Origin of the sequence: Colwellia ponticola (assembly GCF_005885605.1) — a bacterium.
Taxonomy (GTDB): Bacteria; Pseudomonadota; Gammaproteobacteria; order Enterobacterales; family Alteromonadaceae; genus Colwellia; species Colwellia ponticola.
In genome coordinates this window covers 1-26,062 of sequence record NZ_SZVP01000001.1, presented here as the reverse complement: position 1 = coordinate 26,062, position 26,062 = coordinate 1, and the positions used below count along the sequence as shown (strand labels likewise).

At 38.0% G+C, this 26,062-nt stretch carries 20 protein-coding genes; 14 read left to right on the top strand and 6 right to left on the bottom strand.

Going from position 1 to position 26,062, the window contains the following annotated elements:
* Positions 1-48 precede the first annotated feature (48 nt).
* The 7 genes from FCS21_RS00100 to tyrA all read left to right on the top strand — a co-directional run bounded on the left by FCS21_RS00100 (position 49) and on the right by tyrA (position 8,659).
* On the top strand, positions 49-1,350 hold the full coding sequence (locus FCS21_RS00100) for an ammonium transporter (protein ID WP_138619962.1): 1,302 nt from the start codon (positions 49-51) through the stop codon (positions 1,348-1,350).
* A gap of 144 nt (positions 1,351-1,494) precedes the next feature.
* A complete protein-coding gene (locus tag FCS21_RS00095; RefSeq protein ID WP_138619960.1) occupies positions 1,495-1,872 on the top strand; it encodes a DUF2237 family protein in 378 nt (125 codons plus the stop codon).
* Between the two features lie 78 nt (positions 1,873-1,950).
* Entirely contained in the window at positions 1,951-2,898 is a 948-nt protein-coding gene (gene pip / locus FCS21_RS00090) for a prolyl aminopeptidase (protein WP_138619959.1), read from the top strand.
* A 146-nt stretch (positions 2,899-3,044) separates the two neighbouring features.
* Positions 3,045-3,362: a DUF6172 family protein gene (locus FCS21_RS00085; RefSeq protein ID WP_138619958.1), complete on the top strand. Its 318-nt coding sequence runs from the start codon at positions 3,045-3,047 to the stop codon at positions 3,360-3,362.
* Between the two features lie 514 nt (positions 3,363-3,876).
* The gene (acs, locus tag FCS21_RS00080; RefSeq protein WP_138619957.1) at positions 3,877-5,823 is read left to right on the top strand and encodes an acetate--CoA ligase; all 1,947 of its coding nucleotides are present in this window, start codon (positions 3,877-3,879) and stop codon (positions 5,821-5,823) included.
* Between the two features lie 486 nt (positions 5,824-6,309).
* Complete coding sequence (locus tag FCS21_RS00075) at positions 6,310-7,404, top strand: 3-deoxy-7-phosphoheptulonate synthase (protein WP_138619956.1); 1,095 nt, start codon at positions 6,310-6,312, stop codon at positions 7,402-7,404.
* Between the two features lie 109 nt (positions 7,405-7,513).
* Complete coding sequence (gene tyrA / locus FCS21_RS00070) at positions 7,514-8,659, top strand: bifunctional chorismate mutase/prephenate dehydrogenase (RefSeq protein ID WP_138619955.1); 1,146 nt, start codon at positions 7,514-7,516, stop codon at positions 8,657-8,659.
* A 102-nt stretch (positions 8,660-8,761) separates the two neighbouring features.
* On the opposite strand, the gene FCS21_RS00065 is transcribed toward tyrA, so the two are convergent.
* Entirely contained in the window at positions 8,762-9,313 is a 552-nt protein-coding gene (locus FCS21_RS00065) for a cytochrome b (RefSeq protein ID WP_138619954.1), read from the bottom strand.
* Positions 9,314-9,415: 102 nt separating this feature from the next.
* The gene (locus FCS21_RS00060) at positions 9,416-10,300 is read right to left on the bottom strand and encodes a hypothetical protein (protein ID WP_138619953.1); all 885 of its coding nucleotides are present in this window, start codon (positions 10,298-10,300) and stop codon (positions 9,416-9,418) included.
* Positions 10,301-10,465: 165 nt separating this feature from the next.
* On the opposite strand from FCS21_RS00060, the gene FCS21_RS00055 reads away from it, so the two are divergent.
* Positions 10,466-11,590, top strand: coding sequence for an efflux RND transporter periplasmic adaptor subunit (locus tag FCS21_RS00055; protein WP_138619951.1), 1,125 nt, complete (start codon positions 10,466-10,468; stop codon positions 11,588-11,590).
* On the top strand, positions 11,587-14,700 hold the full coding sequence (locus FCS21_RS00050) for an efflux RND transporter permease subunit (protein WP_138619950.1): 3,114 nt from the start codon (positions 11,587-11,589) through the stop codon (positions 14,698-14,700). The genes FCS21_RS00055 and FCS21_RS00050 overlap by 4 nt, the downstream gene beginning before the upstream one ends.
* Positions 14,701-14,842: 142 nt before the next feature.
* On the opposite strand, the gene FCS21_RS00045 is transcribed toward FCS21_RS00050, so the two are convergent.
* Positions 14,843-16,870, bottom strand: a complete 2,028-nt coding sequence (locus tag FCS21_RS00045) for a methyl-accepting chemotaxis protein (protein ID WP_138619949.1) — start codon at positions 16,868-16,870, stop codon at positions 14,843-14,845.
* Positions 16,871-17,171: 301 nt separating this feature from the next.
* Here FCS21_RS00045 and FCS21_RS00040 point away from each other — a divergent pair, with 301 nt between their 5' ends.
* Positions 17,172-17,408: an RNA recognition motif domain-containing protein gene (locus FCS21_RS00040; RefSeq protein WP_138619948.1), complete on the top strand. Its 237-nt coding sequence runs from the start codon at positions 17,172-17,174 to the stop codon at positions 17,406-17,408.
* Between the two features lie 99 nt (positions 17,409-17,507).
* Here FCS21_RS00040 and FCS21_RS00035 read toward each other — a convergent pair whose 3' ends face one another.
* Both FCS21_RS00035 and nadE read right to left on the bottom strand, forming a co-directional pair.
* Entirely contained in the window at positions 17,508-18,128 is a 621-nt protein-coding gene (locus FCS21_RS00035; RefSeq protein WP_138619945.1) for a GspH/FimT family pseudopilin, read from the bottom strand.
* 125 nt (positions 18,129-18,253) lie between these two features.
* A complete protein-coding gene (nadE, locus tag FCS21_RS00030) occupies positions 18,254-19,102 on the bottom strand; it encodes an NAD(+) synthase (protein ID WP_138619944.1) in 849 nt (282 codons plus the stop codon).
* A gap of 154 nt (positions 19,103-19,256) precedes the next feature.
* Between nadE and glnB the strand changes: the two genes are divergently transcribed.
* On the top strand, positions 19,257-19,595 hold the full coding sequence (gene glnB / locus FCS21_RS00025) for a nitrogen regulatory protein P-II (protein ID WP_138619943.1): 339 nt from the start codon (positions 19,257-19,259) through the stop codon (positions 19,593-19,595).
* 149 nt (positions 19,596-19,744) lie between these two features.
* Here the strand turns inward: glnB and FCS21_RS00020 are convergent, their stop codons facing one another.
* Positions 19,745-20,518 carry an outer membrane protein assembly factor BamD gene (locus tag FCS21_RS00020; RefSeq protein ID WP_138619942.1) on the bottom strand — a complete coding sequence of 258 codons (774 nt, stop codon included), beginning with the start codon at positions 20,516-20,518 and terminating at the stop codon, positions 19,745-19,747.
* A 185-nt stretch (positions 20,519-20,703) separates the two neighbouring features.
* Here FCS21_RS00020 and rluD point away from each other — a divergent pair, with 185 nt between their 5' ends.
* The 3 genes from rluD to clpB all read left to right on the top strand — a co-directional run bounded on the left by rluD (position 20,704) and on the right by clpB (position 25,339).
* Entirely contained in the window at positions 20,704-21,681 is a 978-nt protein-coding gene (gene rluD, locus FCS21_RS00015; RefSeq protein WP_138619941.1) for a 23S rRNA pseudouridine(1911/1915/1917) synthase RluD, read from the top strand.
* Positions 21,659-22,522 (top strand): peptidoglycan editing factor PgeF, encoded by an 864-nt coding sequence (gene pgeF, locus FCS21_RS00010; RefSeq protein ID WP_138619940.1) that lies wholly within the window; start codon positions 21,659-21,661, stop codon positions 22,520-22,522. Before rluD ends, pgeF begins: the two co-directional genes overlap by 23 nt.
* Before the next feature lie 240 nt (positions 22,523-22,762).
* The gene (clpB, locus tag FCS21_RS00005; RefSeq protein ID WP_138619939.1) at positions 22,763-25,339 is read left to right on the top strand and encodes an ATP-dependent chaperone ClpB; all 2,577 of its coding nucleotides are present in this window, start codon (positions 22,763-22,765) and stop codon (positions 25,337-25,339) included.
* Positions 25,340-26,062: the final 723 nt, after the last annotated feature.

Sequence of the window (26,062 nt, the reverse complement as noted above, 5' to 3'; positions counted from 1 at the left end):
TGTGCTAATAGACGCTCAGTTATTGAATTATTCATTATGGAAGCAACTATGAGCAAAACCTTACTTTTATCCTTTACCTTACTTAGTCTATTTTTTCCTACAATGGTATTGGCAGAAGAGACGAAACTCAATGGGGCTAATACCAGCTGGATATTAACGTCTACTGCATTAGTGCTATTAATGACCTTACCAGGCGTGGCACTTTTTTACGGTGGTTTGGTGCGTAAAAAAAATGTGCTTTCCATTTTAATGCAATGTTTTGCTATCGGTTCAATCTCTTCAATTTTATGGTTATTGGTGGGTTACAGTTTAGCTTTCTCTGAAGGTAATGCTTTTATAGGTGACTTTAGTAAGGTAATGATGAATGGTATTACTAAAGATGTTTTATCCGGGGATATTCCAGAAAGCTTATTTATGCTATTTCAAATGACGTTTGCCGTGATAACGCCAGTACTTATTATTGGTGGTTTTGCTGAGCGAATGAAGTTTTCAGCGGTACTTATGTTCAGTGCAGCTTGGTTACTTGCTGTTTATGTTCCTGTTACTCATTGGGTTTGGGGCGGCGGTTGGTTAGCGCAAATGGGTATTTATGATTTTGCTGGTGGTATTGTCGTGCATATTACCGCCGGTACAGCGGCTTTAGTTGCTGCATTGGTTGTAGGACCGCGTTTGGGCTTTCCTAAAACACCTATGTTGCCACATAACTTAACCATGACAGTTACTGGTGCAGGTATGTTGTGGGTTGGTTGGTTTGGTTTTAATGGTGGTAGTGCTTTAGCCGCTAATGGTGATGCTTCTATGGCGATGCTAGTTACTCATATTTCTGCGGCAGCAGGCACCATAACCTGGGCCGCTATAGAATGGAAAAAATTTGGTAAAGCCAGTGTTTTAGGCGCGGTTACCGGTATGGTTGCTGGTTTAGGTACGATAACACCCGCCTCTGGTTTTGTCGGACCCGGTGGCGCCTTAATTATTGGTATTAGTGCAGGTGTTGTTTGTTTTTATTCAACGGTTTATATCAAACATAAACTACACATTGATGATTCTTTAGATGTATTTCCTGTGCATGGTGTTGGTGGTATTTTAGGTACCTTATTAGTAGGATTATTCTCGGCAACTAATTTGGGCGTTTTTAGTGGTTTTGGTTTTGCTCAAGGTATTACCACGATAGCCGAACAAGTTGGAGTGCAGTTAATAGGTATATTCTCAACGCTTATTTATACTGCCGTAGTGACTTATATTTTACTTAAATTGGTTAGCTTGCTCACTGGTGGTTTACGTGTAAGTGAAGAGCAAGAAGTGAATGGTTTAGATCAATCTGAACATGAAGAATCAGGTTACCATTTGTAGTGGTATCGGTATAATGCTTTTCTTAATTAAATAAATAACGAAGTAGTTTGTTGTCTTAACCAGTAGAAATGATCAGATAATTAGTGGCATTGGTATTAAGCCTGACAGATCAACAGACCCTAATAATAAGCAGTGGAGAAAAGCATGGAAATGGATGAATCAATCAATATTTTTGGTGAGGCGTTAATCGGTTGTGGTGGCGACCCAGTCACGGGTTTTTTCCGTGATAATATGTGTAATACTTCACCGCAAGATGTCGGTTCACATACTATTTGTATTGAAGCAAACGAACATTTTTTAGCGTTTTCACGTGCTCAAGGTAATGATTTATCAACGCCAATACCAGCGTTTAATTTTGCAGGTATAAAGCCTGGTGACACATGGTGCTTATGTGCAATGCGCTGGTTAGAAGCGTATCAAAATGATAGTGCACCCAGAGTGCATTTACGAAAAACTCATATTAAAGCACTTGATATAGTACCTATTGAACTATTAAAAAAGTATGCCTTAGATTTAAGTTGAGCGTCACTTAGTTTAACTTTACTTAGTTAAGCCAAGTGACCTAATTTAACTCATTATTTATAGTAGTGACTGTATAGCATGAATGATTTTTATCCTGAAATATCCCCTTTTAATGACTTTTTATTAGCAGTTGATGGCCAGCATCAACTCTATGTAGAACAATGCGGTAACCCAAAAGGTCAACCGGTACTTTTTATTCATGGCGGACCTGGTGGTGGCTGCTCAACGAACGACAGACGGTTTTTTGACCCTAAGCAGTACCATATAATTTTATTTGATCAACGTGGTTGCGGTCGCTCATTACCTCATGGTTGCTTAGATCATAATGAAACTCACTTTTTGGTTGACGATATTGAAAAAATTCGTCAACAGTTAAACATTAAGCAGTGGCATGTTTTTGGTGGCTCGTGGGGCTCTACCTTGTCGTTAGTTTATGCTCAAACGCATCCCTTAAGTGTACGCAGTTTAGTATTACGCGGTATTTTTCTAGGTCGAGACGTTGACACCCATTGGACTTTTTCAGGTGGTGGCGCAACGCGTATATTTCCTGATTATTGGCAAGAGTATGTGGATGCACTTCCTGAGGGCAGTGCTCAAGCGACTACTACAGCGGCTTATGCCATGTTAGTAGGTGAAGATAAAGCCTTAGCACAAAAAGTAGCTACCGCATGGAGTATTTGGGAAATTCGCTGTTGTACGCTCATACCTGACCAAGCCTTTGTGGATGCGGCAACGGGTGATGAGCATGCCTGGACATTAGCTCGCCATGAAGCACATTACATGGTTAATGATTGCTTTTTAACCGATAACCAAATTTTAGCTAATTGCGATACAATAAAAAATATACCTACCGTTATCGTCCATGGGCGTTATGATATTGTTTGTCCGGCTGACAATGCTTGGTTACTACATAAGCACTTGCCGAATTCAACCTTAGTTATCAGTGAGGCTTCAGGTCATGCTTCCGTTGAACCAAACACTAAACATCATTTAATTGCCGCTACTCAAGCAATGTTGTCATTATAATTTTGTTAGGTAATATTTTTTTAGCTGTGTAGTCATCACTATCTCGCTACTTACGTGAAAGTAACGTAAAATACAGCCATTAATATTTATACCCATTGCTATTGCCCTAAAAGCTAGCAACTTTAGCCATAGACTTAAGGCCAACCATGAAAAAAACATTTGAATTAACACACCCAAAAATAAAACTTGAAAGACGCGTTGATGCGGTAAAGCACGAGGTTAAAAAATACCTTAAAAGAGAACGGAATAAAAAATTACCTGCAGATGCTGATTTTTGGGACTTTGATTGCCAATTTGGTAATACTAAAGAAGAAGCTGAACCAGTACAGTTGTCAGATATCAATAAATGTATTGATAAAACACAAGTTGATGGTTTAACGTCATTCTATATTGAAATTATTGCTAAAGCTGGTGTTAGAACTTTTATTGAACGTGAAAACGATGACAGTACTTTTGAAGATTAAGTACTAAAGTAGCATGCCATCTTTTATTGAACAAAAAAAACCGAGTCACTAACTCGGTTTTTTTATGAGTAAAATCAACTGAGTAATACATAAACTTGCGCTATTAGTGATGTAACTAGTCGTCGTTATTAATATACTAAGTCACCCGCCTTTCTCTAGTCTTAAAAATATTTTATTATTAAATTTCAGTGCGTTATGTTTTTCTTGGAGAGGTTTTTAATAGCTAAAGTCTACTTTATAGAGTAAAAACGTAAATTAAGACTAAAGGCGTATATGAAAAGCCCATTAAAAATTCTAGCATGTTAGTCATCAAATCATCTTTAGCTTTAGTCCTTGTAAAAGTATGTTGTTGGCAATAAATAAAATAATACTTTAGCAATATATTTTAATAATGTTTAAATAACATTGAAAATGGTTTTGGTGTTGATTAATAATTATAAAGCGTTGAAGAATAAAAAATATAAAGATAAATACTTCAAGTTAATAACCTCAAGTTAAGTCCGAAGGAAGAAAAATGAAAGAATTAAAATCTTGTTATCCAGTTTCTGAGAAAGCCAAAGCGCATACACATATTGATGCCGCTAAATACGATGCTATGTATAAGCAATCAATTGAGCAACCTGATGTGTTTTGGGGTGAGCAAGCAAAAGAATTTATTGATTGGTATAAACCTTGGGACAGCGTGAGCAAAGTTGATCTTAAAAATTCTGAAATTAACTGGTTTTCTGGCGCTAAGCTGAACGTTAGTTATAACTGTATTGATCGCCATTTAGCGACTAAAGCCAATGACACCGCGATTATTTTTGAAGGTGATGATCCAAGTGATGATTTAAAAGTTACTTATCAAGAATTACATGATCACGTGTGTCGTTTTGCTAACTTATTAAAAGAACGTGGCGTTAAAAAAGGCGACCGTGTTTGTATTTACATGCCGATGATCCCTGAAGTGGGTTACGCTATGTTAGCGTGTGCACGTATTGGTGCTATTCACTCGGTTATTTTTGGTGGTTTCTCTACCGAAGCGATTAAAGCACGTGTAATGGATGCTGATTGCCAAGTGGTTATTACCGCTGATGAAAGTTTACGTGGTGGTAAGCGTATTCCCCTTAAAGCTAATGTTGATGCAGCAGTTGCAGAATGTCCTCAAGTTCATTCCGTTATTGTTGTTGCGCGAACCGGTGGTGATGTTGCTTGGAATGAAAAAACAGATATTAACTATGAAGAGGCTGTAGCTAAACAAGAAGCGGTATGTGAACCAGAAATAATGGATGCTGAAGATCCATTGTTCGTACTCTACACTTCAGGTTCAACCGGTACACCTAAAGGCGTAGTACATACTTGTGGCGGTTATATTTTATACGCAGCAATGACACATAAATATGTATTTGATTATCAAGACGGCGAAATCTACTGGTGTACAGCCGATGCAGGTTGGATCACAGGTCACTCATATATTTTCTACGGCCCATTAGCAAATGGTGCAACTACGCTAGTATTTGAAGGGGTACCTACTTACCCTGATGCTGGTCGTTTTTGGCAAGTATGTGAAAAACATAAAGTTAACGTATTCTATACTGCACCTACCGCTATTCGTGCCCTAATGAGTGTTGGTGACGATTTAGTTAATCAAGCTGACTTATCTTCTTTACGTTTATTAGGCTCGGTAGGCGAACCCATTAACCCTGAAGCATGGCATTGGTATTATGAAGTTGTTGGTAAAGGCAACTGTCCTATTGTTGATACTTGGTGGCAAACTGAAACAGGCGGTATCTTAATTACTTCGCTACCTGGCGCGGTTGATATGAAACCTGGTTGTGCTGGTAAACCATTCTTTGGCGTACAACCGGCGCTATTTGATAAAGACGGTAATACCTTAGAAGGCGAAAATTCAGGTCTATTAGTGATGACGGCAAGTTGGCCAGGACAATTACGTACGGTTTATGGCGACCATAATCGCTTCTACCATACTTACTTAGGTCAATATCCAGGTAATTACTTTACTGGTGACGGTGCGAAACGTGATGATGAAGGCTTTTACTGGATAACTGGTCGTGTTGATGACGTACTTAACGTATCAGGTCACAGATTGGGTACAGCAGAGATTGAAAGTGCGTTAGTACTTCATCCAGCGGTTGCTGAAGCCGCCGTTGTTGGTTACCCACATGAAATTAAAGGCCAAGGCGTATATTGTTATGTTACGTTAATGGGTAATGCGAGCGAATCTGAAGATCTTAACAAAGAGCTTAAAGAGTTTGTTGCTAAAGAATTAGGTCGTTTTGCTAAGCCTGATTACATTCAATGGGCACCGGGCTTACCTAAAACGCGTTCAGGTAAGATTATGCGTCGTATTTTACGTAAAATAGCTGAAAATGATATTGATACGTTAGGTGATACTTCTACGTTGGCAGACCCAGGTGTTGTTGAAGACCTAATCAATAAACGTATTGTCCATGGTGGCTAATATTTAGCTTACCTAGCTTATTTATTAAGACAGTAACTATTAAGTTACTCACAAAAAAGCACCGCAAGGTGCTTTTTTTATGACTGTTTATAAAACTGTTTTTTGACTTAGCACACAACGGGGATGCAAAGAGGGTATTTTGCGTAATATTGTCCGTTATCATTACCCGTGTTTTGTAGGGAATTATTCTTTTAGTCAATGAGTATGATTTAGCTCAATTTAGCTCAATTTAGCTCAATTTATCGCAAGTTAATGCTATACAGTTCTGTGAAAAAATGTAAAAATAAACGTACAAATGGTGTAATTAAATATTTACAGTCTTTATGTTTTTTGGGCGAGTCGTAATCTTAACAAAAGTCAGCGTTACCTTTCCTAAATACCACGTTTAATTTTGTTTCAAGCTGTTTAATTAGTTAGCGAAAAACCGCTTTGATGTAAATATTTAAGAGTAATCCAGTATAAAAAAATTAGTCTTAAGGAAAAAAAATGACCACAGCTAGCAAACTATCACCAGCACCTACTAGCTCAAATAACATTTATGTTAATGCTGAGCATGTATTAATTACTCCAGCAGCGCTTCGTGCTCAAATGCCATTATCAGACGAAGGGCGTCAGTTCGTACATCAATCGCGTAAAACTATTAGCGATATCATTCATAAACGCGATCCTCGTTTACTGGTTATTTCAGGTCCTTGCTCTGTGCATGATGTAGAAGCGGCTAAAGATTATGCGCGCCAATTAAAAGTCTTACATGATAAATACCAAGGGTCTTTGTTTATTGTCATGCGTGTTTACTTTGAAAAACCACGTACAACAGTTGGTTGGAAGGGGTTAATTAACGATCCTAAGATGGATGGTTCGTTTGAAGTGGAAATGGGCTTAAAAAAAGCGCGTGAATTGATACTTTACATAACGGAACTTGGCTTACCTATTGCCACTGAGGCGTTAGACCCTATTAGTCCTCAATATTTAGCAGAAGTATTTAGTTGGTCAGCTATTGGTGCGCGTACCACAGAGTCGCAAACCCATCGTGAAATGGCCAGTGGTTTGTCAATGCCTATTGGTTTTAAAAATGGTACTAACGGTAGTTTAGGCGTTGCGATAAACGCACTACAATCAGCGGCTTCATCGCATCACTTTATGGGAATTAACCGTCAAGGGCAGGTTGCCTTAATTCAAACACGTGGTAACCCTGATGGTCATGTTATTTTACGTGGTGGTTCTGCGCCTAACTATGATGAAAAAAATATTGAAAAGTGCGAACAAGCCCTAGCTAAACAAGGTCTTTCGCCAGGAATTATTGTTGATTGTAGTCATGGTAACTCCAGTAAAGATTACACGCGCCAACCTTTAGTTGCTCAAGATGTAGTTAAACAAATATGTGCGGGTAATAAATCTATTATTGGTATAATGTTAGAAAGTAATCTTAATGCGGGTAATCAAAGCAGTGACTTAGCTAAAGATAAATTAGCTTATGGTGTTTCTGTTACCGATGGCTGTATTGACTTTGCCGCAACAGAACAATTATTAGCCGAGACTGATGCACAACTATCAGCTTGTTTAGCGTCACGTATTAGCTAATAACCAATTTAGTATTAAGCTCTAATATTAGCGCGGCTTATGTCGCGTTTTCTATGTCAGTATTTTGAGCCGTTAGCTTTAGATAAAACGTTTTATAAAAGAGATTGTAATGAACAATTCAGATGCCGACTTTGATAAAAAATTAACCCTCTTACGAGATGAGATTGATGAAATTGACAGTGACTTAGTTAAGTTATTACAAAGGCGACTTAGCGTTACCAGTAAGGTTGGTCAATTAAAAAGTAGTGTTGGCAGACCTATTTATGATCCCGTACGTGAAGCCAGCCTATTTGCTAAAAGGCGCTTACAAGCAAGTGATGCTGGTTTATCACCAGACTTGATTGAAGATGTTTTACGTCGTTTAATGCGTGACTCTTACATTAGCCAAGATGCTAGTGGCTATCGCTGTGTTAACCCTGACTGTAAAAAAGTTGTTATTGTTGGTGGTAAAGGGCAGTTAGGCGCTATTTTTGTTGATTTATTTCAGCGTTCAAATTATCAAGTGGAAATACTTGAGCAAAACGACTGGCCAAACAGTAAGGCTATTTTAGCGCAGGCAAGCTTAGTCATTGTTGCTGTACCTATTCGACTCACTGCCATGGTTATTCATCAACTTAATAACTTACCCCCAAACTGTATTCTTGCTGACTTAACCAGTATTAAAGAATCGCCCTTATTTGAAATGAAAAAGGCTCACGCAGGCCCTGTCGTTGGTTTACATCCTATGTTTGGTCCCGATGTAACAGGCTTAATCAAGCAAACCATTATTAGCTGTGAAGGACGCCACCCTCAGCAATATCAATGGTTACTTGAACAATTTGAAGTGTGGGGCGCTAAAATTTATCCGGTACAAGCACATGAACATGATGAAGCGATGTCGATGGTGCAGGTGATGCGACATTTCTCGACTATTGCTTACGGTTATCACTTGATGAGCGAAGGGGCTGATATCGAAAAACTGGTGGCGATGAGCTCGCCTATTTATCGATTAGAGTTAATTATGGTCGGCCGGTTATTTGCCCAAGACCCCACACTTTATGCCGATATCATTTTTTCTAATAAAGACAATGTTGGCATGATGAAGCGTTTTGCTTATCGCTTTTTAGAGTTACTTGAAGATGTTAGCCTTGATGATAAAGATTCTTTTGTTGATATGTTCAACCATGTTTCTGATTGGTTTGGTGATTACGCAGAAGACTTTCTTGAAGAAAGCAAATCAATGCTATTAAAAGCGAATGAACTGAAAAAACATTAAGCGGTAGTAACTCAAACTCTTAACTTATTTTAACTTAATTTAGTTAACATAAGTTAAGTTAAACAAATAAGTGGTTTTGAGTCTGCTATGGATAATAAACCACTACTTCTTTTTGATTGGCAACATACGCGTTAAGGTATTATCTTTTTTGATGTAGTGATGCACTAATGCAGCACCTGCATGAAAGGCGATCAGGTAGTAACCCCATGCTCCAATCTCTTTATGCCAACCTTCTAATATCTTACCAAACGCTTTATCAAAAGGGATAAGTGCCGGTAATTCTAAGCCGAAAAAAGGGATCACTTTACCTTTGGCGCTTAGCACAAACCAGCCAAATATTGGCATAGCAATCATAAATCCATACAAAGCTAGGTGAGCGGCTTTAGCTGCCCAAACTTGCATTGCAGACAGTGGTGGCGTTATTTGAGGGGGTCTTTGCACACTGTGAATATAGAGACGAGCACAGACTAAGATGCAAACTAATAAACCTAGCATAAAGTGCCACATTTTAAATAGCTCTCGCAGTTCAGTGCCTTTTTCAAAGAACACCCTGCCTTCAATACTGGCAAAAACAAAAATCATTAAGACAACCATCAGCCAATGCATTTTAATTGAAAATGATCCGTAGTGGTTTTCAGTGTTTTTCCAAGACACAAGTAATCCTTGTTTTGACGTAATGAGCTTTGCTAGGCTGTTTTTTGACATTAAGAGTATCACTAAACACTAGTTATAATTTTGATCTATATTAGTGAAAAGTTAGTTAGGAGTTATCTGATTTTTAAGTTGGTTAAGGTTTGTAGTCGAGAGTACATTAGCGTTCTCTAAACTTATAAGTTTGGCTAGTAACTTCCTCAATAACTCACCACCTAATTGATTACTTGCTAAACCATTGTCACCACCAATATTACCTAAGGCTATGTTGCTGAAGTCTTTACTGATGATTTGGTTACCTTGTCGCATGGTTAAGGTTAATCTATCAATCATTACAGCGTTAATTAGTACTCGAGTACTCGCTTTACCTAACAGGCGATTTTTTTGCTTAGTTTCATTTGACGCTATGATTGCTTGGTTGGTTTCAACAGGTTTTGCTATTGGTGCTGTACCTAGTGCAGCTAAGGCGATTTTTTCACTGCGTTCAGGGTACTTTTTAGCATATAGTTTAGCGCTTGTTTGTGGATATAACGCTGGGTAATCGAGAGCAAGTTGGGTCTTAATTTTTGTATATAGTATTGCTAAGTTAGTCTCGCCAGTGTCACTTGACGTCACTTCGGACCAAGCGTGTACATGGTCAAAATGCAGTTGTTTAACTTGAATAATGGTTGTTGTTTCTTTTTGTAAGCTTGGAGTTTCAAGTTGCTTAGTAGGCGTTGGTGCTAATTGCGCCGTTATTTTGTTTGCTTTTAGCACTAAGGGTTCAGCAAATCCGTCAATATTATTGAGAGAAAAATGAGTGAAGCTAGCAATGCCCGTGGTATTTGAAAAGTTGGCATCAATGAGCTGTGCTTGTTCTGCGCTATAATAATGGCTTTGTAAAACAACTTGGCTTTTGAGGTAATCATTTAATGATTGCTCGGCGAGATACCAGAGCATAGCGCTAAAGAATAATAACAAAGTCAAGGCTAATACGGCGAGTTTATTCAAAGGGACGTCTCTTTTGGATTTTTTACATTAATTTGCGTTAAGTGGCTAATATTTTAAGCTAAGTTACCCCTTAGGTAAATGTTATTAAGTAGGCTATAGGTTATAGTGTTGGTGTACAAATATACTGTTTATACTTCATTGCCAATATGCTACCAGAGAATTTTTATGCAAAATAAGTTTGTATCTACAACGACAAAAAATAAGCCCACCCTAGCTAGTCGATTACCTTTAATCATGTTAGTGATCACGCTTGTTGTGTTAATTAGTTATCTACAGTGGCCAGCCGCTGAGCAGAAAAATAGTAACTTTAAGCGTGTTGTTGCTGTTAAAATGGTACCAGTGGTAATAGCGGAATTTATTGAAAGTGTTGAAGCTGTTGGTACTGCTAGAGCCAATGAGCAAGTCATTATTACCAGTAAGTATTCTGATGTTATTGATGAAATTTATTTTGATGATGGACAACTTATTAACAAAGGCGCGATGTTAGTTAAGCTAAATAATCAAGAAGAGATAGCAAAAGTTAATGAGCTAAGCGCAAACTTGTCAGAGTCGCAAGCACATTTAAAGCGCTTAACTGAATTACTTTCTAGCCGTGCTACGTCCAAGTCGTTAGTTGATCAACAAGAAGCAAAAACAAAAGCGATTGAAGCGCAACTTACGAGTGCAAGCGCTAAATTAAATGATTTAACGATTCGAGCACCATTTACTGGTGTGCTTGGTTTTCGAGAAGTCAGTAAAGGCGCTTATATTGATTCAGGCGATGTCATCACCAGCTTAGATGACTTAAGTGTGATCAAAGTAGACTTTTACCTTCCTGAACGTTTATTGACCAATATTCATGTGGGTCAACAAGTCACTGCTGTTAATAGTGCTTATCGAGATAGAAACTTTATTGGCAAGATTACTGCTATTGATAGCCGTATTGATTCAAGCACTCGTAGTATTAAAGTACGCGCCATTATTGCCAACAAAGCTTTAAAACTGCGCCCAGGTATGTTGATCAATATTAATGTATTACAGCAAGTAGAGAAAATACTGCAATTACCTGAAAGTGCTATTATCCCCATTGAAGATAAACATTACGTTTTTGTTGTTAATGAAGAAAAAGCAGTCCGTAAAAGCATTGAAATAGGTCGACGTCACCCAGGTATGGTTGAAGTTATTTCGGGTTTAGTTGAAAACGAGCAAGTGGTTGTCGAAGGTGCGCTTAAGCTACGTGATGGCTCTGCCGTGAGTATTATTGGGCAAGCCATTAAAGAAACGACTGAAGATGGGAGCAAAAGCGAGTGATTTTATCTGATTTATCGGTTAAAAGACCGGTTTTTGCTACCGTCATTAACTTACTTATTATTACCTTTGGTATTGTCGCTTTTTTAATGCTGCCATTAAGAGAGTACCCTGATATTGACCCACCTATTGTTAATATTAGTACCTCATATCCAGGTGCATCAGCTGCCATTGTTGAAACCAAAATAACACAGTTGCTTGAAGATAGAATCAGTGGAATTGAGGGTGTTAAAACCATTAATTCTACTAGTCGTGTTGGGCGATCAAGTATTACTATTGAATTTAACTTAGATCGTGATATTGATGCTGCGACCAACGATGTCCGTGATCGTATCTCCCGAGCTTTAAACAATTTACCTGAACAGTCTGATCCTCCTGAAGTCTCTAAAGCAGACGATGACGAAAATGTTATTGTTTGGTTTGTATTGCAAAGTGACACCATGAGTACCTTACAACTGACTGATTATGCTAACCGTTATATTGTTGACCGATTTGCTGTTGTTGATGGTGTCGCTCGTGTACGAGTAGGTGGTGGTCGAACTTATGCAATGAAAATACGTCTTAACCGAGCTTCAATGGCTGCTCGCAATATTACCGTGCAAGATATTGAGCGAACTTTACGTGAAGAAAATATTGAATTACCCGCAGGGCGTATTGAATCTATTGATAGAGATTTTTCTATTCGTGTAGAGCGTAGCTATTTGTCAGAGCAAGACTTTAGCAATATGGTTATTAGTCACTCAAAACCAAGCTCAGACAGTAATTCACCGAGTAAGTCAGTGGTGCGTTTAGGTGATATTGCTGAGGTTTTTATTGGTGCTGAAGACGATGAAAACATGTTCCGTGGTAACGGTAAAAATATGGTTGGCTTGGGGGTGCTTAAACAATCTAAAGGTAATACTTTAGAGGTTGTTAAAGCAGCACGAAAAGAAATGCTTGCTATTCGCGGCACCTTGCCTGTAGGTACGACAATTACCAACAGTTATGATTCGTCAGTTTTTATTCAAGGGTCTATTGATGAAGTTTATAACACATTAATTATCGCGATGTTAATGGTGGTACTGGTTATCTTTTTATTCCTAGGAAATGTACGAGTTACCTTAATTCCAGCAGTTACTGTACCGGTTGCGTTAATTGGATCGATGATGGCGTTATCTTGGTTTGGTTTCTCGATTAATTTATTAACGTTATTGGCGTTAGTGCTGGCCATTGGTTTGGTGGTTGATGATGCCATCGTTGTGTTAGAAAATATTTATCGACGTATTGAGAATGGTCAAACGCCTTTAATGGCCGCTTATGAAGGCGGCAGAGAAGTTGCTTTTGCTGTTGTGGCAACCACCTTAGTATTGGTTGCGGTATTTGTACCCTTGGTCTTTTTATCGGGTAATATGGGGCGTTTGTTTACCGAATTTGCTATTGCTATTGCTGCAGCGGTTATTTTTTCAAGTTTAACCGCATTATCATTAACGCCAATGCTGTGCTCAAAAATGTTAAAACACCGAGAACGCAGTTCTTCTTTTGGACAAAAATTAGACCGAGCTTTTGCGCGTTTTGAAGCCTCTTATGGCAGGGCATTGGCTAGTAGTATTCACCAACCCTTATTGATTGTTCTGGTGGTAGGCTTATCATTAGCTGCGGTGTTTTTGTTGTTTAATAAACTTCCTTCTGAATATACGCCTAAAGAAGATCGTGGGAACTTCTTCTTAATTATGCAAAGTGCGGAGGGCGCAAGTTATGAAAATAATGTTAAAAATATGCATAAAATTGAAGATAAGCTTTTAGGTTATCAAGTCGCTGGCGAGTTAGAGCGTGTGATAGTGCGTGTTCCAGGCTTTGGCGGTAGTGGTGGTATTGCTATTGTCGGCTTACCTGAATGGGATAAACGTAGCATTGATACCTTTAGTGCTATTAATAAAATAAACAAAGATATGCAAAGTATTACCGATGTACGTGCTTTTGCTATTATGCGTCGTGGTATTGGCGGCAGTGGTGGCAGCAATGAGCCGGTGTCTTTTGTCTTACAAGGTAATACCTATGAAGAGCTTGCTCAGTGGCGTGATATTTTAATAACACAAGCCCAAAAGAACCCTAACTTATCTAACATTAATAGCGATTACCAAGAAACCTATCCACAACTACTCGTGCAAATAGACCGCGAACGTGCTTATGATTTAGGTGTGCCAGTAGGTGATATTGCGCAAACTCTTGAAACAATGTTAGGTCAACGTCGTGTTACTACCTTTGTTGATCGTGGCGAAGAGTATGATGTGATTGTTGAAGGGGATGAAGAGCAATTTAAAAGTCCTTCGGATATTAATAACCTTTATGTGCGTTCTAGGACGACTGAAAAATTAATTCCACTCGCTAACTTACTCAATATTGATGAAAATGCGACATCGTCACGACTTAATCGTTATAACCGTTTACGTAGTATTACGATAACGGCGAATTTGGCGGATGGTTATGCGTTAGGTGACGCGTTAGATTTTCTGGTTGATGTCACTCAAAATAAACTCCCTGAACATGTGCAAATTGACTACAAAGGTGAGTCATTATTGCTAAAAGAATCGGGTAACTCAATATTGTTTGTTTTCTTACTTGCGCTGTTAATTACTTATTTGGTCTTAGCCGCACAGTTTGAAAGCTTTATTCACCCTTTTGTTATTTTACTTACAGTACCGCTGGCGCTTGTTGGTGCGCTTGCTGGTTTAGAAATTATGGGAATGACGTTAAATATTTACAGTCAAATAGGTATTGTGATGTTAATTGGTTTAGCGGCAAAAAATGGTATTTTAATTGTCGAGTTTGCTAACCAATTACGTGATAAAGGCATTCCTTTTGAAGACGCATTAATTAATGCGTCGAAACAACGTTTGCGTCCTATTGTGATGACTACGTTTACTACAGTCACCAGTGCTATTCCGTTAGTATTAGCCGTTGGTCCTGGTTCTGAAAGTCGAATGGTCATTGGCGTTGTGATTTTTGCTGGCGTGTCATTAGCCAGTATATTTACCTTGTTTATTGTACCTGGGGCTTATTATTGGTTATGCCGTAATACCGGTTCACCACAAGCGATTGCTAATAAAATTGCTAAAGCAGAGCAGCAAGACTAGCGATAGTGACCATAGGTCTATAAACGAACCATAAAAAAGCCCTAGCAGATTGAGAACGCTAGGGCTTTTTTACTCTATATCTGCTGAATTTAGCTGTAACACTATGAGTCGTTTTTTTATAACCCGTATCAGTACTACACAGTTAGATTTTAAATGCTTTTACTTGCTCAGTAAGCTCTACAGCTAAAGCGGCTAACTCTTCACTGGCAGCAGATATTTCTTTAGTACTGGCACCGGTCTCAATTGAAATATTACTGATTTCAGTTGCTTGTTGATTTATATCTCTAGCGACAGCACTTTGTTGTTGTGTCGCCGTAGATATTTGAATATTCATGTCAGAGATCATGGCTACCGAGGCTTCAACTTCTGCTAATGAATGTGTTACTTCATTAGTTTTATCAACAATGCGTTGCGCTTGCTCGGTACCTGCAATCATTGAACTGGTTGCCGCACTTACGTTGAGCTCTAATGACTTAATCATTTTTTCTATTTCTACGGTAGAATTTTGCGTGTTTTGTGCTAAGTTTCTTACTTCATCAGCAACTACAGCAAAGCCTCGTCCTTGCTCTCCTGCTCTAGCTGCTTCTATGGCAGCATTTAAGGCAAGTAAGTTTGTTTGATCGGCAATACCTTTAATGGTCACTAAAATATTAGCAATATCTTTTGTACCCGCTTGTACCTCGTCAATGAGCGCTCTGGAGTTAGTGATATCTTCTGACAATTGTATAATTTGTTGTATTGTTTCATTGACCGCAATAGAACTAATATGTACTAATTTTGTTGACGTATCTGCGGCGCTTGACGCTTCAGATGTATTACTGGTTACTTCATCAATCGACATACTCATCTCATTGATTGCCGTGGCAACTTGCTCTGTTGCTTGATGTTGGCGAGATACGTTGGTATTAGTTAATTCGGTAATGCTTGATAACTCTTCAGAAGCGGTTGCTTGTTGATCGGCTGAGATAGAAATATGCTGAATCATATTTTTTAACTTAGCTATCATGTCCTGCATCGCTTGCTGTAATAAGCCTAATTCGTCATGTTGATCTACAATAACTGTTACGGTTAAATCACCTGCGGAGACACTTTGTACTACTGACACGGCTTGAACAATAGGACGACTAATATTTCTTGCTATTAGTACGCCAATAAAGCTAATAATGACCGAGACAATAACAACGATAATCGCCGATATATGCATTAACTGATCTGCAGTTTCAAAAGCCTCTGCTTGATCAATTTCAGCAATAAGTGCCCACTTAAAATCACCTACGTCTATCGTGGTAAAAGAAGATAATACTGGGTTCCCGTTATAATCGTTAATGATGCCACTGGCTATTTCGCCATTAAATGCACTCTTTACTGCAGAGGTATTTACGCCATTTGTATTTATATCACCGGCAAAGGATGCAATAACTGAACGACCTTTAGGGTCTAAGTATGAGTCTGAGCGCATACGCTTATCTTCACCTACCAGGTAAGCTTCTGCTGATACACCCATACCATCTCGCTGATTCATTATTTTACTGATAATATTGATGGGAAACTGTAAGGCTATATAACCGCTATGCTGGCCATTTGAGTTAATAAGCTTTGTTATCATAAAAGCGGCAGGTTGATCATCAGACTGTGGGTAGGGTTTAAAATCACTAACCGATATATCGTTATCACCACGTTGTTGTTGTGCTTTCTTAAAAGCTTCACCTATGCTGGTTTTATTGAGGGAAGATTGCGGTATGTTCATTCCTAAGTCAGGCTCATGTTTGGCAGAAAAGACAATATCGCCTTGCAAATTAATAAAAAACAGATCATACCAACCATTAATGTCATTAATCTTTTGAAAACGACTAGCGTATTGCTTATCAGCTTGTTGCCATGCTTGGCTCTTAATTCCCCCTGAGAGCATTGCTTGATTAAAAGCATTAAACGCTTCTGAAGCATAAGGGTCGCCATGTAATACTTCTAAACTCGCTTTTAACGAAGCAATATAGTTAACAACTTGTGAGCTTTTAGTCTCTCTAATGGATTCTAATTGATGAAACTCTTGTGATTCTATTGAGTCTTTTGCAATATTTATACTGATAATAGCAAAAAGTATAAGGGGGATTAACGACAGTGATAAAAATGTAAAAACGAGTTTGTGATTGATTTTTTTAAATTTGAACATACAAATTTATGCCTCAGTAGGATAGTAAGCTACTATATATATACCTCATCTACTTGTTGTATTGAAAGATTTAAATCAATAAAGACACAATAAAATATTAATACATCATTAGAGCTTATGAGAGCTTATTGATATTTTGGCGATTATTTTTACCGCTTCTCTTACTTTATAAGCAGATCAATAAGCAGATCACTTTAGGCCTAGATGTGACCGAAAAACTTTAACTTAAATGCATAATATCTCTTGGTCTATTAGCAAACTGTGAGATAATTGACGATAAATAACAATTTAATGGTTTATTATGAAACTTTTAGTTCGTAACCTTTCTCGCTCTACAACGGAGCAAGAGCTTCGTATTTTATTTTCTGCTCATGGCTCAGTTACAGAATGTAGCTTAGTTTTAGATAGCGCTACTGCTAAATCTAAGGGGTTTGGCTTTGTTGTCATGCCTAATGATACAGAAGCCAAAGCAGCTTTAGCTAGTTTACATGAAACTAGAGTGGCTAAAAATAAAATCCGCGTGAAAGTCGCTCAGTAATTGATTCTTTAAGCGACGCTCTCTAGCGTAAGAAAAGTAAAAAGCCAGCTAAGTCGCTGGTTTTTTTATATCGGTAAAATAACTTACAGACAAAACGCCTTAATCACACTCTATCTTTTGATTACTGCGAGTTTCATCAAAACCATCATTGTTATTATCTGCTGTTGCATAAAACCTGCCTGAACGTGCGACAACAATCGCTCTTGATTTCTTTTTATGCCCTTGTGGACAATATTTTAAGGTGCCATTACTTAAGCCAAATAAATGTCCAGTAGCCTGATAAGTTATTTTATCTCTGTTTTTGGCAAATGTTAAGATGTCGCCTGATGTTACCCGACTTTTTGTCGCAATAACGACCTCATTATCTGCGCTATCAAACTGTTTGTTACCATTAGTGTCAACAAAGACACTAAGCTCTTCATACCAATTTACCGTACAGACACCATCAGTTGTTAAGGGGCAAATAATAACGTTGTCTTCACTACTAATAGCGTGATTTCTCGCGATAAGTAATAAACGGGTGAGACGATATATTTCATTGTCTACGCGTAATTGTACAATAAAGTGATTAAAATTTGGCAAGGCGATAGTGGTAAGTAAAGCGACAATAACTATGCTCACCATCAGTTTAATCAAAGTCATACCTATTTGATGATTAGCAACAGGCGCTATGATAAATTCTGAGGGAAAGTGAGGTAACTGTGGATGAGTATGATGCATAAAAAATCCATTTTTATTTGCTGATCAGATAATAAATCATAGCTAATAAAAATGGATTTAGCGAACGGACAATACTGTTTATACATACCTTAGCAATAGGCTTTTATAGTGTCTATTACGTGTTGTTAGTTGTAAATTGTAGGTATTGCTTGTCTTTTATGTTGTGTTTTTTTATAAATATTGATTATGTGTTCACGAACGGCACTCGTAACTTGCTTACCTTCTAAAAAATCATCTAATTCATCGTAAGTAATACCTAAAGCGTCTTCATCTGTTTTACCTGGCTCAAGTTCTTCTAAATCAGCTGTTGGTGTTTTATCAACTAAATCGCTTGGTGCGCCTAAGGTTGTAGCAATAGCTTTTACTTGTCTTTTTGACAAGCCAAAAAGAGGTGCTAAATCACAAGCACCATCACCCCATTTAGTAAAGAAGCCAGTAATATTTTCTGCACTGTGATCAGTCCCTAAGACTAAACCGCCCACGATGCCAGCAATATGGTATTGGCTCATCATACGCGCTCTCGCTTTAACATTACCTTTGGAAAAGTCTATATTGGCGTCACTTGCGGTTAAAATTTCGGCTTTACTCATTGCCTGGACAACTTCTTGATGAATACCATCGGTACCCACTAAAATATTAGTCGTTAAACAATACGTAGGTTGAATAAAGTCTAGCGCTTGCTGCGCGACTTCTTCATCAGCTTGAACGCCATAAGGTAGACGTACGGCGATAAACTGGTATTTAGTAGTATTATCATGTTGCTCATTTAGCTCATTAATAGCAAGTTGAGCTAAGCGACCACAAGTTAAGGAATCAACTCCGCCACTTATCCCTAACACTAGGTTACAGAGTCCAGACTGTAGGAGTTTCTTTTTAATAAAAGCAACTCGGCGCTGTATTTCAAAGGTAATATCAATGTTAGGTAACACTTTCATTTCGGCAATAATTTCGGCAGTAATGGTTTGCTGGTCCATGGGACTTCCTAGTGAGGCACAAAAGGCTTAAAGTATAAATGACTTAGTAGTTTAACAAAATTAAAAGTTAATTGGATATTGCTAAATAGTAATAAACACGCTGTAATAACTTTATAATAGAAATAAACTTAACTTTAACCGACGAGCAATATAGATGAAAAAAATTGAAGCGATTATTAAACCTTTTAAAATGGATGATGTACGAGAGGCTTTAGGTGAAATTGGTGTTACGGGTATGACAGTGTCTGAAGTTAAGGGCTTTGGCCGCCAAAAAGGACATACAGAGTTGTATCGTGGTGCGGAGTATATGGTTGATTTTTTACCTAAAGTAAAATTAGAAATTGTTATAGCGAAAGAAGATGTAGAGCGCTGTGTTAATGCTATTTTAGAAACCGCTCAAACTGGAAAAATTGGCGATGGTAAGATTTTCATCACGGATGTAGAGCGTGTGATCCGTATTCGAACGGGTGAAGAAAATGGTGCCGCAATTTAAGTATTTATCGCTGAGAGTCTTACTTAAGTAGACACTAAGTTCAATAAAAACTGCCAATAAAAAAGCTAAATCACTACAGTGACTTAGCTTTTTTAACGTTTATGTTTGTTACGCGTTATTATCGGTTAGCTATTCATGGAGCTATTTTGCTAATAAACGAGCTCTGAGCTCACTAATGAATTATCTGGATAGTTAGCGGCAAGAACTAGCATTGCATTACGCTTTAAGTCTTGTAGTGCTAATTTATCATAACATTCAATCATTATTTCTAATGCTGTTTCTACTTCTGGACTAGGTGAAAAATACTCAACGATATAACGACCACGGTTGGCTGCTGAAGCATAGGCTTCACGTTTTATATAATATTGAGCAACGGCAACCTCATATTGCGCTAATCGAGACTTAATTGAAATCATACGTTTACGTGCATCAGCAGCATATTTACTGTTTGGAAATTGAGTTATGATACTTTTAAAGTCTCTAAAGGCACTTCGTGATGCTTCAGGGTCGCGATCACTACGGTCAATGCCAGCCATATCTTGAAACAAGTTTTCTTCGGTAGAGAGGTTAATGAGTGCGCGCATATAATACACGTAATCTATATTTGAATTATTAGGGTTTAAACGCAAAAATCGATCAGTTAACGCAATACCTTGTGCAGCATCGCCACTTTTATAATAAGCATAGATTAAATCGAGTTGTACTTGGTGAGATATTGGGCCAAACGGAAAACGTGAATCAATGGCGCCAAGTATCTGAATAGCTTTTTGATATAAACCATTATCAAGAGCAAATCGTGCATCGACAAATAAAGCCTGAGCTGACTTATCTGGTACTTTTTCTATATCATCTTCAGAAGATGAACACGCCGTAAGAGCCAATACCAGAACGGTTAAAATAATTTTTACTGTAAATTTTGCCATGAAATGTATTATCGCTACTTTGTTTTAATTAAAATAAATATCAAACGACCACGTAAACGGGTAAAATGCTTCTATATTTAAGTATATTTAAGAATATGCATTCTACCCTAGCAATCTTACCTTGCACAGTGCAAATAGTAATTTGATTATTTCGCTAGGTTTATAACCTGTTAAAAGAGAATTTAATGTCAGAAATCATCCAACATAAAGATATAGTGCCTGAGTCATGTTTAGGTAAACGTTTTGACCAAGCATTAGCGATAATGTTTCCTGATTATTCACGTTCGCGAATAAAAGAGTGGATTTTAGCCGGAAAAGTACAAGTCAATGGAGAAGTACTAACCATCCCTCGTGAGAAAATGTATGGTGGCGAATCGGTTGACATCAATGCCACGGTTGAAGCTGAAATACGTTTTGAAGCACAAGATATTCCCTTAAATATTGTTTATGAAGATGAGCATATTTTAGTGATAAATAAGCCCGCTGGGTTAGTTGTTCATCCTGGCGCTGGTAACCCAGATGGTACGGTACTTAATGCTTTATTACATCATTGTCCTGAACTTAATGTAGTACCTCGTGCTGGTATTGTGCATCGTCTTGATAAAGACACTACGGGCTTAATGGTAGTTGCTAAAACAATAGCAGCACAAACTAATCTCGTTGAAGCTCTACAGTTACGTGAGATAACTCGTGAATATGAAGCGATAGCAAACGGGATAATGACCGCTGGTGGACTAGTTGATGAACCTATTGGACGTCATTCTACCAAACGTACGCAAATGACAGTCTCTTTTGTGGGTCGACCATCAGTAACACATTACCGAGTGATGGAAAAATACCGCTTACATACTCGTTTACGCTTACGTTTAGAAACGGGTAGAACACATCAAATTCGTGTTCATATGGCGCATATTACCCATCCACTTGTTGGCGACCCGGTTTATGGTGGTCGTCCTCGTCCACCAAAAAATTCCACACCAGCATTATTAATGAAGCTACGTAACTTTAAGCGTCAAGCATTACATGCCGCTATGTTGTCTCTGTTCCACCCTATAACAGGCGAAGAAATGACTTGGCATGCAGACTTGCCAGAAGATTTTGTTGAACTAGTTGAGTTACTACAAGAAGACAGTAAGCTTAATGCTCAAGACGAATACTTGTAACAACCAAAACGTTAACTTTACCAACGCTGCTTTTGAGCGGGTAAAATGGCCGAGTAATTTAGCACAGTCGCTGGCTAATAAAGTGATTGCTGTGCAAACTACTCGTGCTGGTTTTGATGTGGCGACCTTAGATGCACAAAAAAAAAGCTGTGCTGAAAAAACACCTTATCATCACTTTAACTTAGGGTTACATGTTGGTGATAACGCTGAGCGCGTTAACCATAATCGTCAGCTTGTTACACAGTTTATTAACCAGCAACGGTTAGTTGATAATCAAGCTATTGAAACCATAAAAATTCAGTGGCTTGAGCAAGTACACGGTAGTGACATTGTTGAAGTCACTGCGGTTAATGATCATCCAATAACTGCTGATGCCAGTATTACCCGTGAGAAAAATGTTGCGTTAGCGATAATGACGGCAGACTGCCTACCTATTTTATTAACCGATAATGAAGGTAAGGAAGTTGCGGCAATCCATGGTGGGTGGCGACCGTTAGCGGGTAATATTATTGCTAAAACAATTCATAAAATGCACAGTAAACCGACAGCCCTTATTGCTTGGCTTGGCCCGTGTATTGGTCATAGTGCTTTTGAAATAGGTGGTGAAGTTAAGCAAGCCTTTGTGGAACTAAACCCGATGTTTCATACTGCTTTTTTAAAGCAAGCTAATGGTAAATATCTTGCTGATCTTCAGTTAATCGCGCGATTACAATTAGCCTCTTTAGGCGTTACGGCAGTTGCTGCACTTGAGGAATGTACCTATCAGCAAACAGAAAAATACTATTCTTATCGAAAAGAAAAAGTAACTGGACGCATGGCGACTATTATTTGCCGTCGTTAAGTTGTTAGCTAAGCTCTCATTTCAAATCTTAGCTAAAGCCTCACTTCACATTTTAGCTAAACCTCAATTCAGTCAATTAGCCTAAACATCATGATTAACGAAAACTATTGATCTATATCAATGATATTGTTGATCAGCATTGAAAAATAATATTTCAGCCTTATACATTAGACTATATAGTAAGTATGTAATCGCTGTGTATTCAGTGCATACTCACCTAATTGGCTAGGAGATATTATAATGCGGTTAGATCGTTTTACTCAATCATTTCAAGAATCTATTGCCGATGCGCAATCACTTGCCCTTGGTAAAGATCATCAGTTCATTGAACCCATTCATTTAATGATGGCGTTAATAAACCAAAATGGTAATTCAGTTATCGCACTATTAAAAAGTGCGGGTATCAATGTACTCTCTTTACGTCAAAAACTTGATGAGGCGTTAAACTCGCTTGCTCAAGTAGAAGACAGTGCTGGCGATGTACAATTATCAGCTTCCTCAGGTCGTATTTTAAACCTTTGTGATAAACATGCTCAAAAAATGTCGGACAAATATATTTCATCAGAAATGTTTATACTGGCGGCTATTGAGGATAAAGGCACATTAGGGAAAATCCTTACTGACTTGGGGGCAAATCAACAGCGTATAAAATCTGCAATTGAACACGTTAGGGGCGGTCAAAAAGTGGATGATCAAAATGCAGAAGATGTTCGTCAAGCCTTAAATAAATATACGATTGATTTAACTGAGTTGGCAGAGCAGGGCAAGCTTGACCCTGTTATTGGTCGAGATGATGAAATTCGTCGCACCTTGCAAGTATTACAGCGACGTACTAAAAACAATCCGGTACTTATTGGTCAGCCGGGGGTTGGTAAAACAGCGATTGTTGAAGGGTTAGCGCAACGCATTGTTGATCATGAAGTACCGGAAGGTTTAAAAAATAAACGCGTTTTATCACTGGATATGGGGGCGTTAATTGCTGGTGCTAAATATCGAGGTGAATTTGAAGAGCGTTTAAAAGCGGTGTTAAGTGAATTAGCAAAAGAAGAAGGGCAAGTCATTCTCTTTATTGATGAACTGCATACTATGGTCGGTGCGGGTAAATCAGATGGTGCCATGGATGCGGGTAATATGTTAAAACCTGCCTTAGCTCGAGGTGACCTACACTGTGTTGGTGCTACAACGCTTGATGAATATCGCCAGTATATAGAAAAAGATGCTGCATTAGAGCGACGTTTTCAAAAAGTGTTAGTTGAAGAGCCAAGTGTTGAAGATACCATTGCTATTTTACGTGGTTTAAAAGAGCGTTATGAATTACATCATTCAGTAAATATTACTGACCCGGCCATTGTCGCGGCGGCAACATTATCGCATCGCTATATTAGTGATAGACAATTACCGGATAAAGCGATTGATTTAATTGACGAGGCGGCTTCAAGTATTCGTTTACAAATGGATTCTAAACCAGAAGATCTTGATAGACTTGAGCGACGCTTAATTCAATTAAAGCTTGAACAAAAAGCCTTAGAAAAAGATGATGATGAAGCGTCTATTAAGCGTTTGGACATTATCTCTCAACAAATTACAGATAATCAGCAAAAGTATGATGAATTAGATGAAATTTGGACCACAGAAAAAGCAGCGCTTTATGGTGCTCACACTATAAAAGAAGAGCTCGAGCAAGCGCGACTTGAACTTGAGGCTGCGAGAAGAACAGGCGATTTAAATCGTATGTCCGAATTACAGTATGGAACATTACCTGCGTTAGAAAAACAATTAGATTTAGCTAGCCAAGCAGAAATGCAAGAGATGACATTATTAGCTAATAAAGTTACCGATGTTGAAATAGCCGAAGTGCTCAGTCGTGCTACCGGTATACCTGTTGCTAAAATGTTGGAGCAGGAGCGTGATAAATTATTACATATGGAAGATAACTTACACGAGAATGTTATTGGTCAGGATGAAGCGGTAACGTCCGTGTCTAATGCGATTAGACGCTCTCGTGCAGGTTTAAGTGATCCTAAAAAACCTATAGGCTCCTTCTTATTTTTAGGGCCAACAGGTGTTGGTAAAACTGAGTTAACTAAATCACTGGCTGAGTTTTTATTTGATTCTCAAGAGGCACTTATTCGTGTTGATATGTCAGAGTTTATGGAGAAACATTCGGTATCACGTTTAGTGGGAGCACCTCCTGGGTATGTTGGTTATGAAGAAGGTGGTTACTTAACTGAAGCGGTACGCAGAAAACCTTATTCTGTTATTTTACTTGATGAAATAGAAAAAGCACATCCTGATGTTTTTAATATTTTATTACAAGTACTTGATGATGGACGTTTAACAGACGGGCAGGGCAGAACCGTAGACTTTAAAAATACCGTTATTATCATGACTTCCAATATTGGTGCAGACATTATTCAAGAATATGCTGGCGATAGTCGCTATGAAGAAATGAAAGCAAAGGTCATGAGTATATTAGGGCAACATTTTAAACCTGAATTTATTAACCGTGTTGACGAGTCAGTGGTATTTCACCCATTGGTGGCAGATCAAATTAAGAAAATTGCTAAAATACAAATTCAAGAGTTGACCGATAGACTAGTAGAGCAAGGACTTAATTTAGTCATAAATGATGAAGCTTTATCACTTATTGCTGCTGTTGGCTTTGATCCGCTCTTTGGTGCAAGACCACTTAAACGTGTTATTCAGCAAAGTCTTGAAAACCCATTAGCACAAAAAATTCTTGGTAATGAATTTGCTAAAGGCAGTATTATTGAGGTAAGTGTTCTCGATGGGGAGCTTATATTCTCTACCGAGTAAGCTTACGTTAATATTTTTACGCTAAAATAAAGTATAAGGTAAGTGATAATTCACTTACCTTATACTCACTCTTAATGATTACTAGGCACATTTATATGATTTTTATTATTATGCGTTTATTTTCTGTGCAAACAAACGCATAACTGAAAGTATTAGTCTTTTTCGAAAGAAAAAGGTTGACCAACAAACTGAAATCTCTATAATGCGCTCCAGTTCCAAGGGGTTCACGCAAAATGAACCATCAACGAACTGTTTTGATAGGTTATCTCTTACCTTTTAAGGTAAATCTGTTAACTTAACGTGAACTTTTAAAATGTTTTTAAAATACTTTAAAATAAACGTTGACATCAAAACTCGGGAGCGTATGATACGCATCCTGCTTCGGAGCAACAGCAACGAAGCCAAGCAACTAACGAATGTGATTAGTTGCTCCTTACTACTTAATAGTAAGATTCTTTAACAATTAGTTATCATGCAATTTGTGTGAACACTCACATTAAGCTGTTTTATAAGTTTTCCTTCGGGAGAACAACAACGCTTAATGAAAACTGTTCATGCAAATAAATATAGTTACTTAACGAAAGTTAGGTAGGTAGCGACTATGTAATGCGATATCAACTTCGGTTGGTATCACGACAGAATTCATTGAGCAGATGTTATCTTCGAATACATCACAAACGATTTTTAATTGAAGAGTTTGATCATGGCTCAGATTGAACGCTG

Coding starts and splice junctions, on each gene's coding strand:
- FCS21_RS00100 (WP_138619962.1), top strand. CDS start 49: ATGAGCAAAACCTTACTTTTATCCTTTACCTTACTTAGTCTATTTTTT.
- FCS21_RS00095 (WP_138619960.1), top strand. CDS start 1,495: ATGGAAATGGATGAATCAATCAATATTTTTGGTGAGGCGTTAATCGGT.
- pip (WP_138619959.1), top strand. CDS start 1,951: ATGAATGATTTTTATCCTGAAATATCCCCTTTTAATGACTTTTTATTA.
- FCS21_RS00085 (WP_138619958.1), top strand. CDS start 3,045: ATGAAAAAAACATTTGAATTAACACACCCAAAAATAAAACTTGAAAGA.
- acs (WP_138619957.1), top strand. CDS start 3,877: ATGAAAGAATTAAAATCTTGTTATCCAGTTTCTGAGAAAGCCAAAGCG.
- FCS21_RS00075 (WP_138619956.1), top strand. CDS start 6,310: ATGACCACAGCTAGCAAACTATCACCAGCACCTACTAGCTCAAATAAC.
- tyrA (WP_138619955.1), top strand. CDS start 7,514: ATGAACAATTCAGATGCCGACTTTGATAAAAAATTAACCCTCTTACGA.
- FCS21_RS00055 (WP_138619951.1), top strand. CDS start 10,466: ATGCAAAATAAGTTTGTATCTACAACGACAAAAAATAAGCCCACCCTA.
- FCS21_RS00045 (WP_138619949.1), bottom strand. CDS start 16,870: ATGTTCAAATTTAAAAAAATCAATCACAAACTCGTTTTTACATTTTTA.
- FCS21_RS00040 (WP_138619948.1), top strand. CDS start 17,172: ATGAAACTTTTAGTTCGTAACCTTTCTCGCTCTACAACGGAGCAAGAG.
- FCS21_RS00035 (WP_138619945.1), bottom strand. CDS start 18,128: ATGCATCATACTCATCCACAGTTACCTCACTTTCCCTCAGAATTTATC.
- nadE (WP_138619944.1), bottom strand. CDS start 19,102: ATGGACCAGCAAACCATTACTGCCGAAATTATTGCCGAAATGAAAGTG.
- glnB (WP_138619943.1), top strand. CDS start 19,257: ATGAAAAAAATTGAAGCGATTATTAAACCTTTTAAAATGGATGATGTA.
- FCS21_RS00020 (WP_138619942.1), bottom strand. CDS start 20,518: ATGGCAAAATTTACAGTAAAAATTATTTTAACCGTTCTGGTATTGGCT.
- rluD (WP_138619941.1), top strand. CDS start 20,704: ATGTCAGAAATCATCCAACATAAAGATATAGTGCCTGAGTCATGTTTA.
- pgeF (WP_138619940.1), top strand. CDS start 21,659: ATGCTCAAGACGAATACTTGTAACAACCAAAACGTTAACTTTACCAAC.
- clpB (WP_138619939.1), top strand. CDS start 22,763: ATGCGGTTAGATCGTTTTACTCAATCATTTCAAGAATCTATTGCCGAT.